The sequence below is a fragment of the Butyrivibrio sp. AD3002 genome (assembly GCF_000420905.1).
Classification (GTDB): Bacteria; Bacillota; Clostridia; order Lachnospirales; family Lachnospiraceae; genus Butyrivibrio.
The window spans coordinates 58817-73768 of the sequence record NZ_ATVV01000012.1 but is presented as its reverse complement, the minus strand read 5'-3'; the positions used below and the strand labels follow the sequence as shown (position 1 = coordinate 73768).

The following is a 14952-nucleotide window of genomic DNA, read 5'->3' as shown; positions in this document are numbered from 1 at the left end:
ATGAAAATAAAGGGATAGGAAAGTGTTTTTCCTGTCCTTTTTTTATGTTATAGTTTTCTCTATGAGACACTTACTTTATCCGAGCGAGATCTCGGAATCAACCTATTTAATTCCATTTGACAGATTATATGATGAGGGCTACAGAGGGGTTATTTTCGATATAGATAATACCCTTGTTCCGCACGGAGCGCCGGCTGATGAGCGCGCTGTAGAGCTTTTTGATAAGCTTCATGAGTTGGGATATCAGACAATGCTGCTATCAAATAATAAAGAGCCCAGAGTAAGCCCTTTTGCTGATGCTGTGGAATCGGGATATATATACAAGGCAAACAAGCCCTTCCTTTCAGGCTATTTTAAGGCTATGGAGAAGATGGGAACCGGTCCGGATAATACTTTGTTTGTGGGTGATCAGATTTTTACTGATGTCTGGGGAGCAAACAGAGCGGGAATGCACACGATTCTTGTAAAGCAGATAGATAAGAAGGAAGAGATTCAGATCGTTATTAAAAGGTGGTTTGAAGCAATCGTTCTCTTCTTTTACAAAAAGCATGTAAAGCGCATGGAAAAATAGAGTACCACTTGGAGGCTGATATGGGAAAAGACATAAAGGGTACCACCAGAGTCTGCGGACTTATAGGTAATCCCGTTCATCATACGTTGTCGCCCGCTATTCATAATACATTGAATGAGCTTACGGATACGGATATGGTATACGTGCCCTTTGAGGTGAAGGGTGAAAATGTTGAGGCGGCGGTAAAGGGGGCATTGGCTCTTGATGTTCTGGGGCTTAATGTTACGATTCCGCATAAGAGTGCAGTTATTCCTTTTCTTAAGGAGATTGATCCTGTTGCAGAGAAAATAGGTGCTGTAAATACTCTCGTCAGAACTGAGGATAACACCGGTTTTAAGGGATATAACACGGACTATACAGGGCTTCTTAGATCTTTGAAGGAAGAAAATGTAAGCCTTTCTGGGCAGTCGGTTATTATCCTGGGAGCCGGAGGAGTTGCAAGACCGGCGGCATTTATGTGTGTGAATGAAGGCGCTGCAGAGGTCTATATTCTAAACAGAACCTTTGAGAGGGCGGCTGATCTGTGCGCTGATGTCAATGGATACGCCGGAAAAGATATTGCAATTCCGATGGAGCTTTCGGCATATAATGAGCTTCCTTCGGACAAAAAGTACATTTGCATGCAGATGACTCAGGTGGGACTTTTTCCTGAATCGGATAAGGCGGTAATAGAGGATCCTTCTTTCTATGAAAAGCTGAGCACCGGATTTGATGCAGTTTACAGACCGCTTAATACACAGTTTTTGCAGAATTGCAAGAAGGCGGGAGCAAAGAGCATATCTGGACTCAGGATGCTTTTGTATCAGGGAATAGACGCCTATGAAATGTGGAACGGCATAAAGATCACACGAAACCAGAGTGAGACAGTATACGGGAGACTTCTCGGGGAACTTATGGATGGGCAGAATATTGTGCTCACCGGTTTTATGGGAAGCGGAAAAAGCACAGTCGCCAAGATGCTGTCAACAATGCTTGGATATGAGCTGCTTGATTCCGATTCGGAGATTGAACATCAGCAGAGAACCACGATCAGTTCGATTTTTGAGCATCAGGGTGAAGGTGCTTTCAGGGATATGGAGACAGAGTATATAAAGCAGCTCCTCGAAAGCGAAAAAAAGCGTTTTATTCTTTCGGTTGGAGGCGGACTTCCGCTTAAAGAAGTAAACAGAGAGTTCCTTAAAAAGATAGGCAAGGTCATTTTTCTAAAAGCAAAACCCGAGACTGTCTATGACAGGATCAAGGATGACAGAACCAGACCACTTCTTAAGTCCGATGATGTTTTACAAAAAATTAAAGATCTGCAGAATGAGAGAAGAGCGGTTTATGAGGATGCAAGTGACATCGAGATCGATACGGATGCGATAGATGCTTTGCAGGTTGCAAATGAGATAATAGAGAGACTGATTTGAGGATTACGAAAATGAAGCTACTAGTTATAAACGGACCCAATCTTAATTTTCTTGGCATAAGAGAGAAAGCGGTATACGGCAATGAGGATTACGATTATCTTGTTAAAATGATAGAGGATAAGGCATCTTCATGCGGAGCGGACGTTGAAGTATGGCAGTCGAATCACGAAGGAGCGATTATCGATAAGCTGCAGGAAGCATATTTTGACGGCACAGAGGGAATTGTCATAAACCCCGGAGCATATACTCATTACAGTTATGCGATACATGATGCTCTAAAAAGCCTTGAAAATATCATCAAGGTGGAAGTGCACATCTCCAATATAAAGGAGAGAGAGGACTTCAGGGCGAATTCCGTCACCGCACCCGCCTGCGATAAACAGATATACGGACACGGACTTCAGGGATATCTGGAGGCAATTGATTACTGCATGAAAAAAAGTTGTTGAAAAAAATATAACATTAGTATAATATAATCTAGTTGTTTGATTTGTATTAATTAGGAGGATTTTTATGATTTCTGCAAGTGATTTCAGAAACGGTATGACCATCGAGATCGATGGCAATGTATGTCAGATTATAGAATTCCAGCATGTAAAACCCGGTAAGGGCGCAGCATTTGTAAGAACAAAGCTTAAGGATATTATCAACGGCGGTGTTAAGGAGACAACCTTCCGTCCTACAGAGAAGTTCCCTGCAGCACGTATCGATCGTAAGGATATGCAGTATCTTTATGCTGATGGCGATCTTTTCAACTTCATGGATAACGAATCCTATGAGCAGATCTCTCTTACAAAGGATCAGGTAGGCGATTCAATGAAATATGTTAAGGAGAATGAGACCGTTCAGGTTAACTCATACAACGGCAACGTATTTGCTATTGAGCCTCCGCTTTTCGTAGAGCTCGCTATTACTGAGACAGAGCCCGGCTTCAAGGGTGATACAGCTACAGGTGCTACAAAGCCTGCTACTGTTGAGACAGGTGCTGTTGTTCAGGTTCCGCTTTTCGTTAACGAAGGCGATGTAATCAAGATCGACACAAGATCAGGAGAATACCTCTCCAGAGTATAATTACCGTTCATCTGAAAAAATTGTATTTATAGACTTGTAAGGCAATGAAAGAAAAAATGATATCTTTCATTGCCTTTTTGCGTGTTTAGGTAAAAAAAGGAGAAATAATGAATAAAATCAATTTTTTTAATGAGGTAAGAGACAAGGCAGCAGAGTATTATGAGGGAAAAGGAAAGGTTTCCATGCATGAGGTGGACAAAAATAACGGACTAAAGAAAATGGGAATTTGTGTAACTCTTGTTGGTGGGAACTGCGGACCTACGGTATATCTTGATGATTTTTATGAGGAGTTCCTGAAGGGAAAGTCTTTCGGGAGCGTTTTTAATGATATAATAAGGGTGATCGACCAGCATCTTGTGGGCGAAAAAGTTGATTTTTCATTCTTTTCGGACTTCGACCTTGTCTGTGACAAGATTTGTTTCAGACTCATCAGTTCAAAGAGAAATGAGGAAAAGCTTAAGGAAATTCCGCACAGGCTCATGGAGGATCTTGCGGTAACCTATTTTGTTTCGCTCTCTGCAATGGGGATTGAGGGAAGCGTTGCTGTAAATAACGAGATTATGAAAATCTGGGATGCTACGGAAGAGGATCTCTTTGAGGCTGCTTTGGATAACACCCCAAGATTATATCCTGCTGAGATTGTACCTATATATGATTATTTGGAAAAGCAGGGAGGACAGAACTGCTGTCCCGGTGATGTATTTGGATATGACTCTTATTTTGAGGGGTTGCTGGTAGCAAGTAACGAAAAATTAACAAACGGAGCATCGGTAATCCTTTATCCGGAGCTTCTTAAGGAAGTGGCTGAGCACTTTGGATCGAATTATTATATTCTTCCATCATCAGTACACGAGGTGATCTTTGTTAAGGAACTATTTTCACAGGATGAGCCCGGAACACTTGAAGATATGATAAAAACTGTAAACGCAACATGCGTTTTGCCGGAAGATGTGCTGTCGGACAGCCTCTATTACTACGACAGGACGCACGAAAATAATATAAAAAAGGTTGAACAGGTCAGAGATACTATGGTATTATAGTCGGGTACGTAATAAATCTGTAACAATTTTGCACCCGTAGTCTAATGGATAGAACGGAGGCCTCCGACGCCTTTAATGCAGGTTCGATTCCTGTCGGGTGCATCTTTTGTCACAGAAAGGATATAGAGTTTTATGAATTTTAAAGGTATGAATTTTAACAAAAAGAGTAGTAAGCCGGAGAATCCTTTCGCTGCTATGGATAAGCGTAATTTCTGGGAATTTATCTCTGACAATAAGAAGCTTGTGATGCCACTGGTGCTTGTAGTTGCGGTAATTATTACAATTGTTATAGCACTTAAGGCCAATAACAGAGTTGTGCCGACAGAGGCAGAGGACGCGCAGGTTACAATCGATGAGAATGGAAGCTATATTGTTCCGGAGGTAGATCTTGAGAAGAATGCTCATGAGGATGTTAATGCGCTGATGAGCACATACTTTAACGCTTATGCAGCAGGAGATATGGAGACGATCAAGTCGGTTTATACGGGACTTGAATCAACAGAGGAGCTTAGACTCAAGGAGGTATCGAAGTATATCACCGGAATTCCTACCGTAGATGTTTATACCAAACCCGGTCCTGTTGACGGAAGCTATGTTGCTTACGTGTACACTGAGGTTTTATTTGACGGCTATGACACAGCACTTCCCGGAATGCAGACTATGTTTGTTTGTACCGATGAAAACGGTAAGCTCTACATCAATGGTGATGTAGTCGATGATAAGGTTACTGAGTATATCAGCAACATTTCTCTTCAGGCTGATGTTGTTGATCTCAACAATACTGTTGCTGATGATTACAATAAGATTATTGCTTCCAATGAGGCGCTTGCTACTTTCCTTTCCGATATGAGTGCCAGCATCCAGGTATCTGTAGGAGAGGCACTTGCAGCTATTGAGTCCGGAGATACATCAATGCTTGAAGCTGCAAACCAGGAGAATCCTGAGGGGGCTGAAGCTGCGGCAGAGAATCCTGAAGGCGAAACTGCTGAAGGTACTGAGGCCGGAGAAGCTACCGAAGGAGCTGAAGCTGCCCCGGCTGAGCAGGAGCAGCCCGCTGAGGAACAGCAGCAGGTGGTTAAGAAGATCAAAGCAACAGATGTAATCAATATCAGAAGCTCTGATTCCGAGACAGCCGATAAGATTGGCAAAACAGAAAAGGGACAGGAGTTCACACAGCTCGAAGCACTTGCAAATGGCTGGAGTAAGATTGAGTATAACGGCGGAACAGCTTATGTAAAGACCGAGTACTTCGAGGAAGTAACTGAGGATCAGGCAGCTGCAGATACCCAGACCGAAGAGAATACCGAGACTCAGACTGAGGAAAAGAAGGAAGAACAGACAGAAGAAAAGACTGAGGAAAAGACTGAGGAAAAGAAGGAAGAGCAGACAGAAAGCGCATCAGTCAGCGTCTATGATAAGGGTAAGATGCAGGTATCAGAGGCTGTTAAACTCCGTAAGGGACAGGGAACAGATACTGATATCGTAACAACCATCTATGCCGGAGACTTTGTTGATGTTAAGGAACAGTATGCGAACGGCTGGGCTAAGGTTGAATATAACGGCAAGAGCGGTTATGTAAAATCTGAATTCCTTAAAAAAGAATAAGGATATGGTATAATTAACATTGGCGCGTAGCACTGACAGTGCTGCGCGTTTTTTTAACAGAAGGTTATCTCCGATGAGGAGCAGTTGGCACGAAGTGCCGGGCGAGGGAAATGGGAATGATATTTGATAAGAAAAAAGTTGGAATACTTGGAACAGGCGAGATTGCCAGAATTATGGCAAAGACACTTTCAGGAATGAGAGGCGTTACATGCTATGCCGTAGCATCGAGAACCAAGGAGAAGGCCGAGAGTTTTGCCAAGGAATTTAAGATTAAACATTTTTACGGCTCGTATGAAGAGCTTTGTCAGGATCCCAAAATTGATCTGATATATGTGGCAACTCCGCATTCTGCGCATTATGAGAATGTTAAGCTGGCACTTGAGAACGGTAAGAATGTTCTTTGCGAGAAGGCATTTACATTAAATGAAGAGCAGGCTAAGGAACTATTTGACCTTGCGGCAAAGAAGGATGTTCTTCTTACGGAAGCTATGTGGACAAGATTCCTTCCTCTTGCGGGAAAGCTTAAGGAAGTTATTGCAAGTAACGTCATCGGGGAAATCTCGATGGTAATGGCTGACCTTAGCTATAACATAGCGTGGAAACAAAGAATCCAGGATCCTTCACTCGGAGGAGGAGCTCTTCTTGATCTTGGTGTATACGGACTTACTTTTGCTTCAATGATTCTGGGGGAAGATATAACTGATATAAAGAGCCAGGCTGTGCTTGGTGATACGGGAGTTGATATCCAGGATACCGTGTCACTCAAATATCGCAGCGGGCAGATGGCGGTTGTTACCTGCTCGGCAACATCCTTTGGTCCATGTAAGGGAATAATATACGGTGCAAACGGACATATTGAAGTACAGGATATTAACAACTTTTCAGAGATTGTTGTATATAACAATGCCGGGGAGACAATTGCGCATTATAAGAAAGAGAAGCAGATAACCGGCTATGAATATGAAATTGAGGCAGCGTTTAAGGCGCTTTCCGAAGGCTGGAAGGAGTGCCCGCAGATGCCTCATGCGCTTACTCTTAAGATAATGAATATGATGGATTTTATTAGGGACCAGACAGGTGTGAAGTTCCCGCAATAATATTTTTATCGGTTTAAAGCAATAAAGTGCTTGACGATTTTTAATCTCTGTGGAATAATACTTGTCAGACAGTGGTGTCTACGCAAGGGAGCGTAAAGACCTATAAATCTTTACGCTCTTTTTTTGTACACAATTTTAATTTTTTAGGAGGAGCAAAAAAATGTCTTACGTTGATGAAGTCTACAATTATGTTGTTGAGAAAAACCCCGCACAGCCGGAATTCCATCAGGCTGTAAAGGAAGTACTTGATTCACTCAGAGTAGTTATCGATGCTCATGAGGATGAGTACAGAAAGGATGCTCTCCTTGAGAGACTTTGTACTCCCGAGAGACAGATTCTTTTCAGAGTTCCGTGGGTTGATGATAAGGGACAGGTTCAGGTTAATAACGGATTCCGTATTCAGTTTAATTCAGCAATCGGACCTTACAAGGGAGGACTTCGTTTCCATCCTTCAGTAAATCTTGGTATCATCAAGTTCCTTGGCTTTGAGCAGATCTTCAAGAATTCACTTACAGGCCTTCCGATCGGCGGCGGTAAGGGTGGTTCCGACTTCGATCCCAAGGGTAAGTCAGACAGAGAGATCATGGCATTCTGCCAGAGCTTCATGACAGAGCTTTTCAGACACATCGGTGCTGATACAGACGTTCCTGCAGGTGATATCGGTGTAGGCGGACGTGAGATTGGATTCATGTATGGTCAGTACAAGAGAATCCGTGATACATACGAAGGCGTTCTTACAGGTAAGGGCCTTACATACGGCGGATCACTTGCTCGTACACAGGCTACAGGTTATGGCCTTCTTTATCTTACAGAGGAACTTCTTAAGTGCAACGGCTCTGATATCAAGGGTAAGACAGTAGTTGTTTCAGGTGCAGGTAACGTTGCTATCTACGCTATCGAGAAGGCACAGCAGCTCGGTGCTAAGGTTGTTACATGTTCTGATTCCACAGGCTGGATCTATGATCCCGAGGGAATCGATGTTGAGCTTCTTAAAGAGGTTAAGGAAGTTAAGAGAGCACGCCTTACAGATTATGCTGCAGCAAGAAAGTCTGCTGAATATCATGAGGGCAGAGGCGTATGGAGCATCAAGTGTGATGTTGCTCTTCCTTGCGCAACACAGAACGAGCTTCTTCTTGAGGATGCTAAGCAGCTTGTTGCTAACGGCTGTATCGCTGTTTGCGAAGGTGCTAACATGCCTACAACTATCGAGGCTACAGAGTACTTACAGCAGAACAAGGTTATGTTCGTAGGCGGTAAGGCTGCAAACGCAGGTGGTGTTGCTACATCAGCTCTTGAGATGAGCCAGAACTCCGAGAGACTTAGCTGGACCTTCGAAGAGGTAGATGCAAAGCTTAAGAGAATCATGGTTGACATCTATCACAACATTGACGATGCTGCTAAGAAGTATGGTCAGGAAGGCAACTACGTTGCAGGTGCTAACATCGCAGGCTTCCTTAAGGTTGCAGAGGCTATGAAGGCTCAGGGTATCGTTTAATAAAAGAATGATATTGTAGCTTTTATACATTAAAGCGATATAGTATAATCAAATAAAGAAACATCGAATACCGCACCAGATAGTTCTGCTGCGGTATTCGCATTATATATGAAAAAAGTGAAAATTTAAGGAGGAGGGGAGTAAAAATGTTTGTTAACAGTTTTTGGGCTCTTTTGCCGGCTATTATCGCGATAGCTCTGGCGCTGATCACCAAGGAAGTTTATTCGTCGCTATTCGTAGGAATTCTCGTGGGTGGTCTTCTCTACACCAATTTCAGTTTTACTGCTACAATGCAGCATGTTTTTGTGGATGGAATGATCGGACAGCTCTCCGATGGGTGGAATGTCGGTATTCTGATATTCCTTGTAGTTCTCGGAAGCATGGTAATGCTTATGAACAGAGCAGGCGGATCTGCAGCTTTTGGAAAATGGGCAACTACCCATGTGAAAACCAAGACAGGCGCGCAGCTGGCGACAATAGCACTTGGCTGTCTGATTTTCATCGATGACTATTTCAACTGCCTTACAGTTGGTTCTGTTATGAGACCGCTTACAGATAAGCACAAGATATCAAGGGAAAAGCTGGCATATCTAATTGATGCAACTGCAGCTCCCGTGTGTATTATTGCACCTATTTCTTCCTGGGCAGCCGCTGTAACTGGCTTCGTTGATGGTGCTAACGGACTTACACTTTTTGTAAGAGCTATTCCGTATAACTTCTATGCACTTTTGACAATAGTAATGATGCTTACTCTTACTTTTGGAAAAATAGAATTCGGTCCCATGAAAAAGGCTGAACTCAGAGTAGGCGGTGGCGCTGATAAGGACAGCGAGAAGAATAAAAGACACTCCAGTATGACAGGTGCGGAAGATCAGCCTACTCCGCCTGTGTCCGTGAATGGCCGGGTTATTCATCTGGTACTTCCCATCATTACATTGATTGTGTGCTGTGTTATCGGAATGATCTATACCGGTGGATTTTTTGAAGGTACAAACTTTGTTGATGCTTTTGCAGGATCAGATGCTTCTGTAGGTCTTGTATATGGTTCGGTGGTAGCCCTTGTTATTACGATTATCTTTATGGTTGCTACAAAGGTACTCAGCTTTACAGAGTGCATGAATGCTATACCTGAAGGTTTTAAGAGTATGGTGCCCGCTATTATGATTCTGACCTTTGCATGGACACTTAAGTCAATGACAGACTCCCTTGGAGCTGCTGAGTATGTTGGAGGTCTTGTGGCCAATATCGCAGACAAGGATGCTCTTATGAGTTTGCTCCCTGCAATTGTTTTCATAATTGGAGCATTTCTTGCATTTGCGACCGGAACATCATGGGGAACCTTTGGTATCCTTATTCCGATAGTTGCTAAGGTCTTCGGATCTGATATGGGCAATGAGCTTATGATCATCTCGATTTCAGCCTGCATGGCAGGAGCTGTTTGCGGAGATCACTGCTCACCGATTTCCGATACGACGATCATGGCGAGTGCAGGTGCTGAATGTAAACATATAAATCACGTTTCAACGCAGCTGCCCTACGCGATAACAGCAGCAATAGTATCCTGCGTTGCATATATAATTGCAGGATTTGTACGTAACTGGATAGTATGCCTGATAGTTGGTGTTGGACTCATGATTTTTACTGTATTTGGAATACACGCTGTTACAAAAGAATAAATGATATTTCGTTTCAATAATTCGTGAAATTTAAGAAATAAAATTTTAAGAATTTCTTAAGTTTTTGTTCCTTGATTGGAGACGGCCAATACTTTAATATTAACCTTGCATCTGAAACACAGAAGTCTTTATCTGGGGGGAGAAAGTTCTGCAAATGTTTTTTCAGAACGCAGAAAAAGGCAGACAGGTATTCAGAATCTGATGGTGGGGACCTTCGGATTAGCAAGGAGAAAAGTATGGAATGGAAAAAAGCGTTTGACCGAATCATGGATCAGCTGTACAATCACCCGGAAGAAATGAGGACTAAACTTCTCGGAAAGTACAATACTCCTGCTGCGGCAGGACAGACAGAGGGGAAAACAGCAATTGAGTTATTGCAGAGCTTACAAAGAGGCTGAGTTTTAGGGCAGATTTGTAAGCAGATGAATATAGAAGAAGTACACCGGTCGGATTTCATAATTCGGCCGGTTTTTATTTTTGATTTTACTGAAAAAATAACTGTTACTGTCGGCGTATTTTTGATAAAATGTAATGTATGTGTGGCGACAGGTTTTGATTATAACCACATTAAATTATGCTGCATAAGGCAGATATTCTGCCAAAGATGATGTTTTTCAAGAGAGGATTTTTATAAAGGTGAAATTTGGGAAATTAGCTGGACTTCTGGCTGTGGTCGGAGTTTCTGTGAGTTTATGTGCCTGCGGAGCAAAAAGTCAGCCTGATGAAGGCGATACCGCAGAGAACACATCTATTTTTCAGAAGATAGATAGTGAGAAGAGCGCCGCTGCAGAGGAATCTGACAGCCCCGCGGAAGAGGTTTCCACTCAGGTGGTCGTAGAAGCGGAAGAGGTTTCTTCTCAGGATACAGAGGAAACGAACGAGAGCACTGAAGAAATCAGTGCAGACGAGCAGATCACCGATGATGCCGGTGAGGCTGTTAGCGGGGAAGAGACAGAGCAGGAAGGTAATGCCGCGAGTGAGGGCGGTGATGAAGTGGCTTCTGAGGGCTCTTCAGATGATGTTTCTGTAGATGTTGCTCCTGCAGATGATACTACTGCTGAGAATACTTTAGGAAGCGGATTTACTGCATCCTATGATCTTCAGACGCTTCAGAATATGCATTATTCTGATGAGCAGATGGAACAGATCCGTCAGTTCTATGAAAATACGGTATTTGCGGGAGATTCGGTTCTTCTGGGATTTAGGAATTATTCGGCCAGGAGCTCTGATCCGATGCTTACACAGCTGCAGTTTCTTGCAGCAGGATCGCTTTCACTTCATAACGCGTTCTGGCCTGTAAGTGAGAAAAGTGTACATCCGTTATATCAGGGAGCGCAGCATCCAATCTGGGAATCAATGCAGATGATGGGAGCGAAGAAGGCTTTCCTGTTTTTTGGAATAAATGATGTCAGCTATGATATTGATGAGTCTGTGGCTCTTTATCCCCAGCTCGTTGATAAGATCAGGGAATTATCTCCCGATATGGAGATTAACATTATCAGCGCAACCTATACGCTTAAGGATTTGGGCAAAGGGAAGCTGAACAATACGAATATCGCAGCCTTCAATCAGGCGGTGCATGAACTTGCAAATCAGAATGGTTGGGGCTATATTGACATGGCGACAGTTCTTTCTGACGGACAGGGCAATCTGTTACCTGAGTATTGCAGTGATGGATTCCTGCATGAGAGTAAGTCCGCATATAATGTCTGGACACAGATGCTTGTAAGATATGCAGCTGAGAGGCTTGGGCTTCAGGAGACACCGGTGGATGATACTGCGCAGCAATAAGGAGGATGTTATGAAAAAAAATTATCTTAAAGTTATAGGAGTGGCAGCACTCACAGCAATGCTTTGCATTACAGGATGCGGCGGCAAAGGTACAGATGCTTCAGGCGCCGGTACCGAGGCAGGACAGGAGGTAGCTGCAACACCTCTTAAGGCATCAGAGATCTATGAGAAGATCAAGGGAGCTTATACACTTCCCGATATGTATGAAGCTGATGATGACTGGCTTATGAACTACTACGGAATTGATGCATCAATGCTTTCAGATTACGTTTTTGCTGAGGCTGATGAGGTTCATGCAGACCGCGTTATCATATTAAATGTTGCAGATGAGGCAAACGTTTCTACAGTTGAGGAGAAGCTTGGAGCTGTCCTTGAGCAGCTTTCTTCACCTGAGATGCTCGACTATCTTCCGGATCAGGCAGACATCATTAAGGCTGCAAGCATCAAGAAACAGGGCAATGCATTATACCTTGTTATTTCTTCCGACGCCGATGGCATCGAGGAAATCATTAAAAATGGTCTCATGGGTAAATAAGAAAGTAGCGTTTTATGGTATTTAGTAGTCTTACATTTTTATTCTTTTTTTTACCGGCATTTTTGATTTTATATTATGTAATTCCCGGCAGGGCGAAGAATTTCGTCCTGCTCATTTTTAGTCTGCTTTTTTATGCCTGGGGAGAACCAATCTATATTCTTCTGATGCTGTTTTCTTCATTTGTTGATTATACGGACGGACGACTTCAGGAGAGATTTGCTTCTTCTCTAGTGAAAAAGCGTGTATGCCTTGTGATAGCGCTTCTTATTAATTTCTCACTGCTTGGATATTTCAAATATGCTGATTTTTCCGTTGGCATCTGGAATGCGCTGACACCGTATGATGTAAAGCTCCCGGGTGTGGCTCTTCCAGTGGGTATAAGCTTTTATACCTTCCAGACTGTAAGCTACTCAATTGATGTATATAAGGGCCGTATTAAGGCTGAAAAAAACTATCTGGACTATCTTACCTATGTTTCGATGTTTCCGCAGCTTATTGCCGGTCCTATTGTGCGTTTTTCAACAGTTCAGCAGGAGATTCACAGTAGGGAAATATCAGAGTCCGGTTTCGTATCCGGTATGAAGCGTTTTATTCTGGGACTTCTTCGAAAGGTTTTGATCGCCAATCAGATCGGAGCTCTTTGGGATACTATTCGTGTGGCTGACGGCATTTCTATAGTTACGGCATGGCTTGGACTTTTGTGCTTTACACTTCAGCTTTATTACGACTTTAGTGCATACAGTGATATGGCTATAGGTCTTGGACAGATGCTGGGATTCCACTTCCCTGAGAACTTTATCTATCCGCTTAGCTCAGTTTCAGTTACGGACTTTTGGCGCCGCTGGCATGTGTCACTTTCAACCTGGTTCAGAGATTATGTGTATATTCCTCTTGGTGGAAATCGAGTAGGCATGGTCAAGCATTTTCGGAATATCTTTGTGGTATGGTTTTTGACAGGATTATGGCACGGAGCTTCCTGGAACTTCGTCCTCTGGGGATTGTATCACGGAACACTTCTTACACTGGAGAAATTCATCTGGGGAAAATGGCTTAAGAAGCTTCCTATGGCGCTGCAGCATTTGTATGCAATTATTATAGTTATATTCGGCTTCGGAATTTTCACCTTTGATAATCTGTCTGAGATGGGAACCTATTTCGTTAAGCTTATAGGCATCCCAGGCAATCCGCTGTTCGGAACAGAGTTCTGGTGGTACACCGGAAATTATCTGCCGGTTTTACTTGCGGCAATAGTGCTTTCATTTCCTGTGTATCCCGCTTTTGTGAAAAAAGTGGAGGGAGCGGGAACCACTGCGGTGAATGTGGTGAAAACCGTTGGTACTGTACTTATGGCAGGTTTGTTTATTCTTGCAATATCCAGCCTTGTGAAGGATACCTATAATCCGTTCCTGTACTTCCGTTTTTAATTTTGAGGTATTGATGTGAGTAATAATTCAGATAAAAAAAAGATAGGCATTCTCGACCGCATTCCGGTATATCTTATTTGTGCGGTGACCTTGTGCTTTATAATCGTGTTTTTTGTTTCTGAGAAAAAGACCTTTTCTCAGAATGAAAATCGCAAGCTGGCACAGATGCCCGAATTCAACTTTGAAAAGATAAAAAGCGGTGACTTTACCAGCGGCTTTGAAACCTTTGTGGCAGATCAGTTTCCTGCCCGTGATGCATTCATGCGTCTTATGGCTGAGGTTGAGAGGATAACCGGAAGGAAAGAGATTAACGATATTTATCTTGCGAAGGATGGCTCTCTTATTGAGAGGTACAAGTATCCTAAGAATACGGCAAAGCAGATTGATCAGTTTTCAAAGCTGGCTGTAAATGTTGAAAATGCCAGATGCATGCTGATGATGGTTCCGACTGCGGTATCGGTTTATTCCGACCTTCTGCCGGAAAATGCAAACGATCCTGATCTTCAGCAGCAGATAATATCAGATATTTACTCAGCAGCATCTGATAAGCTTCAGAAAATAGATGTTTCGACAAGGCTTAAGGATGAAGCGAAGAAGACTGTTTCAGAGCCTCTTACAGAGGATGTTACAGGTAATAGGCTGTTTTACCGTACAGATCATCACTGGACTACCTACGGCGCATATATAGGTTATGAGGCTTTCTGTGAAGCAGCAGGACTTACGCCCATTCCGCTTTCTGAGTATAAAGGAGAGGTTGTATCGGAGAATTTCAAGGGGACAATATACTCCAAGCTTAATGATCCGTATTTCGGTGCGGACAGGATTGTTTCTTACAGCTATCCGGACTGGAAGCTTAGTGTGGAATATTCGGATACTGAAGAAGTGACCGATACTCCTTACAATAAGGAATATCTGTCAGAGAAGGACCAGTACTCCTACTTCCTTAACAACATTCATCCTTTGATCACCATCACCAATGATGCGGTGCAGGATGGGGCGATAGCACTTGTTAAGGACAGTTATGCTAACAGTATTGTTCCGTTCCTTCTTGCACATTATCATACTGTCTATGTGTTTGACACCCGCTACTATAAAGGCGGACCGTCCAAGTTTATAAATGAGCACCCCGAGATATCTGATGTGCTTATTCTGTATAATATGAACACGATTGATAACGATACAGGTATAGGTGGTATCTTCTAAGTATCAAAAAAGCTCCAGTGAACTCTTTGATGAGT

General features: G+C 43.0%; 14 protein-coding genes and 1 tRNA gene. All 15 read left to right on the top strand.

From position 1 onward, the window contains the following. Nucleotides 1–61 precede the first annotated feature (61 nt). Entirely contained in the window at nucleotides 62–571 is a 510-nt protein-coding gene (locus G596_RS0109815; protein WP_026671277.1) for a YqeG family HAD IIIA-type phosphatase, read from the top strand. A gap of 20 nt (nucleotides 572–591) precedes the next feature. Continuing rightward, nucleotides 592–1980 carry a shikimate dehydrogenase gene (gene aroE, locus G596_RS0109810; RefSeq protein ID WP_022761671.1) on the top strand — a complete coding sequence of 463 codons (1389 nt, stop codon included), beginning with the start codon at nucleotides 592–594 and terminating at the stop codon, nucleotides 1978–1980. An 11-nt stretch (nucleotides 1981–1991) separates the two neighbouring features. Next, entirely contained in the window at nucleotides 1992–2429 is a 438-nt protein-coding gene (locus G596_RS0109805) for a type II 3-dehydroquinate dehydratase (RefSeq protein ID WP_022761670.1), read from the top strand. Between the two features lie 64 nt (nucleotides 2430–2493). Beyond that, nucleotides 2494–3051, top strand: coding sequence for an elongation factor P (efp, locus tag G596_RS0109800; RefSeq protein WP_022761669.1), 558 nt, complete (start codon nucleotides 2494–2496; stop codon nucleotides 3049–3051). A gap of 107 nt (nucleotides 3052–3158) precedes the next feature. Beyond that, on the top strand, nucleotides 3159–4091 hold the full coding sequence (locus tag G596_RS0109795; protein ID WP_022761668.1) for a DUF5688 family protein: 933 nt from the start codon (nucleotides 3159–3161) through the stop codon (nucleotides 4089–4091). Nucleotides 4092–4121: 30 nt separating this feature from the next. Next, nucleotides 4122–4193 (top strand) — tRNA-Arg (locus G596_RS0109790). Between the two features lie 45 nt (nucleotides 4194–4238). Beyond that, complete coding sequence (locus G596_RS0109785; protein WP_196805214.1) at nucleotides 4239–5696, top strand: SH3 domain-containing protein; 1458 nt, start codon at nucleotides 4239–4241, stop codon at nucleotides 5694–5696. Between the two features lie 110 nt (nucleotides 5697–5806). Beyond that, entirely contained in the window at nucleotides 5807–6793 is a 987-nt protein-coding gene (locus G596_RS0109780) for a Gfo/Idh/MocA family protein (protein ID WP_022761666.1), read from the top strand. 160 nt (nucleotides 6794–6953) lie between these two features. After that, entirely contained in the window at nucleotides 6954–8288 is a 1335-nt protein-coding gene (gdhA, locus tag G596_RS0109775) for an NADP-specific glutamate dehydrogenase (RefSeq protein WP_022761665.1), read from the top strand. A 146-nt stretch (nucleotides 8289–8434) separates the two neighbouring features. Then, nucleotides 8435–9964 carry a Na+/H+ antiporter NhaC family protein gene (locus tag G596_RS0109770; RefSeq protein WP_022761664.1) on the top strand — a complete coding sequence of 510 codons (1530 nt, stop codon included), beginning with the start codon at nucleotides 8435–8437 and terminating at the stop codon, nucleotides 9962–9964. Nucleotides 9965–10200: 236 nt separating this feature from the next. After that, the gene (locus tag G596_RS24775; protein WP_022761663.1) at nucleotides 10201–10362 is read left to right on the top strand and encodes a hypothetical protein; all 162 of its coding nucleotides are present in this window, start codon (nucleotides 10201–10203) and stop codon (nucleotides 10360–10362) included. Between the two features lie 238 nt (nucleotides 10363–10600). Then, nucleotides 10601–11755: a GDSL-type esterase/lipase family protein gene (locus G596_RS23760; RefSeq protein ID WP_022761662.1), complete on the top strand. Its 1155-nt coding sequence runs from the start codon at nucleotides 10601–10603 to the stop codon at nucleotides 11753–11755. A gap of 10 nt (nucleotides 11756–11765) precedes the next feature. After that, complete coding sequence (locus G596_RS23755) at nucleotides 11766–12290, top strand: DUF4358 domain-containing protein (RefSeq protein ID WP_196805213.1); 525 nt, start codon at nucleotides 11766–11768, stop codon at nucleotides 12288–12290. A 164-nt stretch (nucleotides 12291–12454) separates the two neighbouring features. Then, nucleotides 12455–13714, top strand: a complete 1260-nt coding sequence (locus G596_RS0109750) for an MBOAT family O-acyltransferase (RefSeq protein WP_330361224.1) — start codon at nucleotides 12455–12457, stop codon at nucleotides 13712–13714. A 15-nt stretch (nucleotides 13715–13729) separates the two neighbouring features. Beyond that, entirely contained in the window at nucleotides 13730–14917 is a 1188-nt protein-coding gene (locus tag G596_RS0109745; RefSeq protein WP_022761659.1) for a DHHW family protein, read from the top strand. Nucleotides 14918–14952 lie beyond the last annotated feature (35 nt).

Bases quoted from the DNA above. Each gene is read 5' to 3' on its own strand.
- G596_RS0109815 (WP_026671277.1), top strand. From the start codon at position 62: ATGAGACACTTACTTTATCCGAGCGAGATCTCGGAATCAACCTATTTA.
- aroE (WP_022761671.1), top strand. From the start codon at position 592: ATGGGAAAAGACATAAAGGGTACCACCAGAGTCTGCGGACTTATAGGT.
- G596_RS0109805 (WP_022761670.1), top strand. From the start codon at position 1,992: ATGAAGCTACTAGTTATAAACGGACCCAATCTTAATTTTCTTGGCATA.
- efp (WP_022761669.1), top strand. From the start codon at position 2,494: ATGATTTCTGCAAGTGATTTCAGAAACGGTATGACCATCGAGATCGAT.
- G596_RS0109795 (WP_022761668.1), top strand. From the start codon at position 3,159: ATGAATAAAATCAATTTTTTTAATGAGGTAAGAGACAAGGCAGCAGAG.
- G596_RS0109785 (WP_196805214.1), top strand. From the start codon at position 4,239: ATGAATTTTAACAAAAAGAGTAGTAAGCCGGAGAATCCTTTCGCTGCT.
- G596_RS0109780 (WP_022761666.1), top strand. From the start codon at position 5,807: ATGGGAATGATATTTGATAAGAAAAAAGTTGGAATACTTGGAACAGGC.
- gdhA (WP_022761665.1), top strand. From the start codon at position 6,954: ATGTCTTACGTTGATGAAGTCTACAATTATGTTGTTGAGAAAAACCCC.
- G596_RS0109770 (WP_022761664.1), top strand. From the start codon at position 8,435: ATGTTTGTTAACAGTTTTTGGGCTCTTTTGCCGGCTATTATCGCGATA.
- G596_RS24775 (WP_022761663.1), top strand. From the start codon at position 10,201: ATGGAATGGAAAAAAGCGTTTGACCGAATCATGGATCAGCTGTACAAT.
- G596_RS23755 (WP_196805213.1), top strand. From the start codon at position 11,766: ATGAAAAAAAATTATCTTAAAGTTATAGGAGTGGCAGCACTCACAGCA.
- G596_RS0109750 (WP_330361224.1), top strand. From the start codon at position 12,455: ATGCTGTTTTCTTCATTTGTTGATTATACGGACGGACGACTTCAGGAG.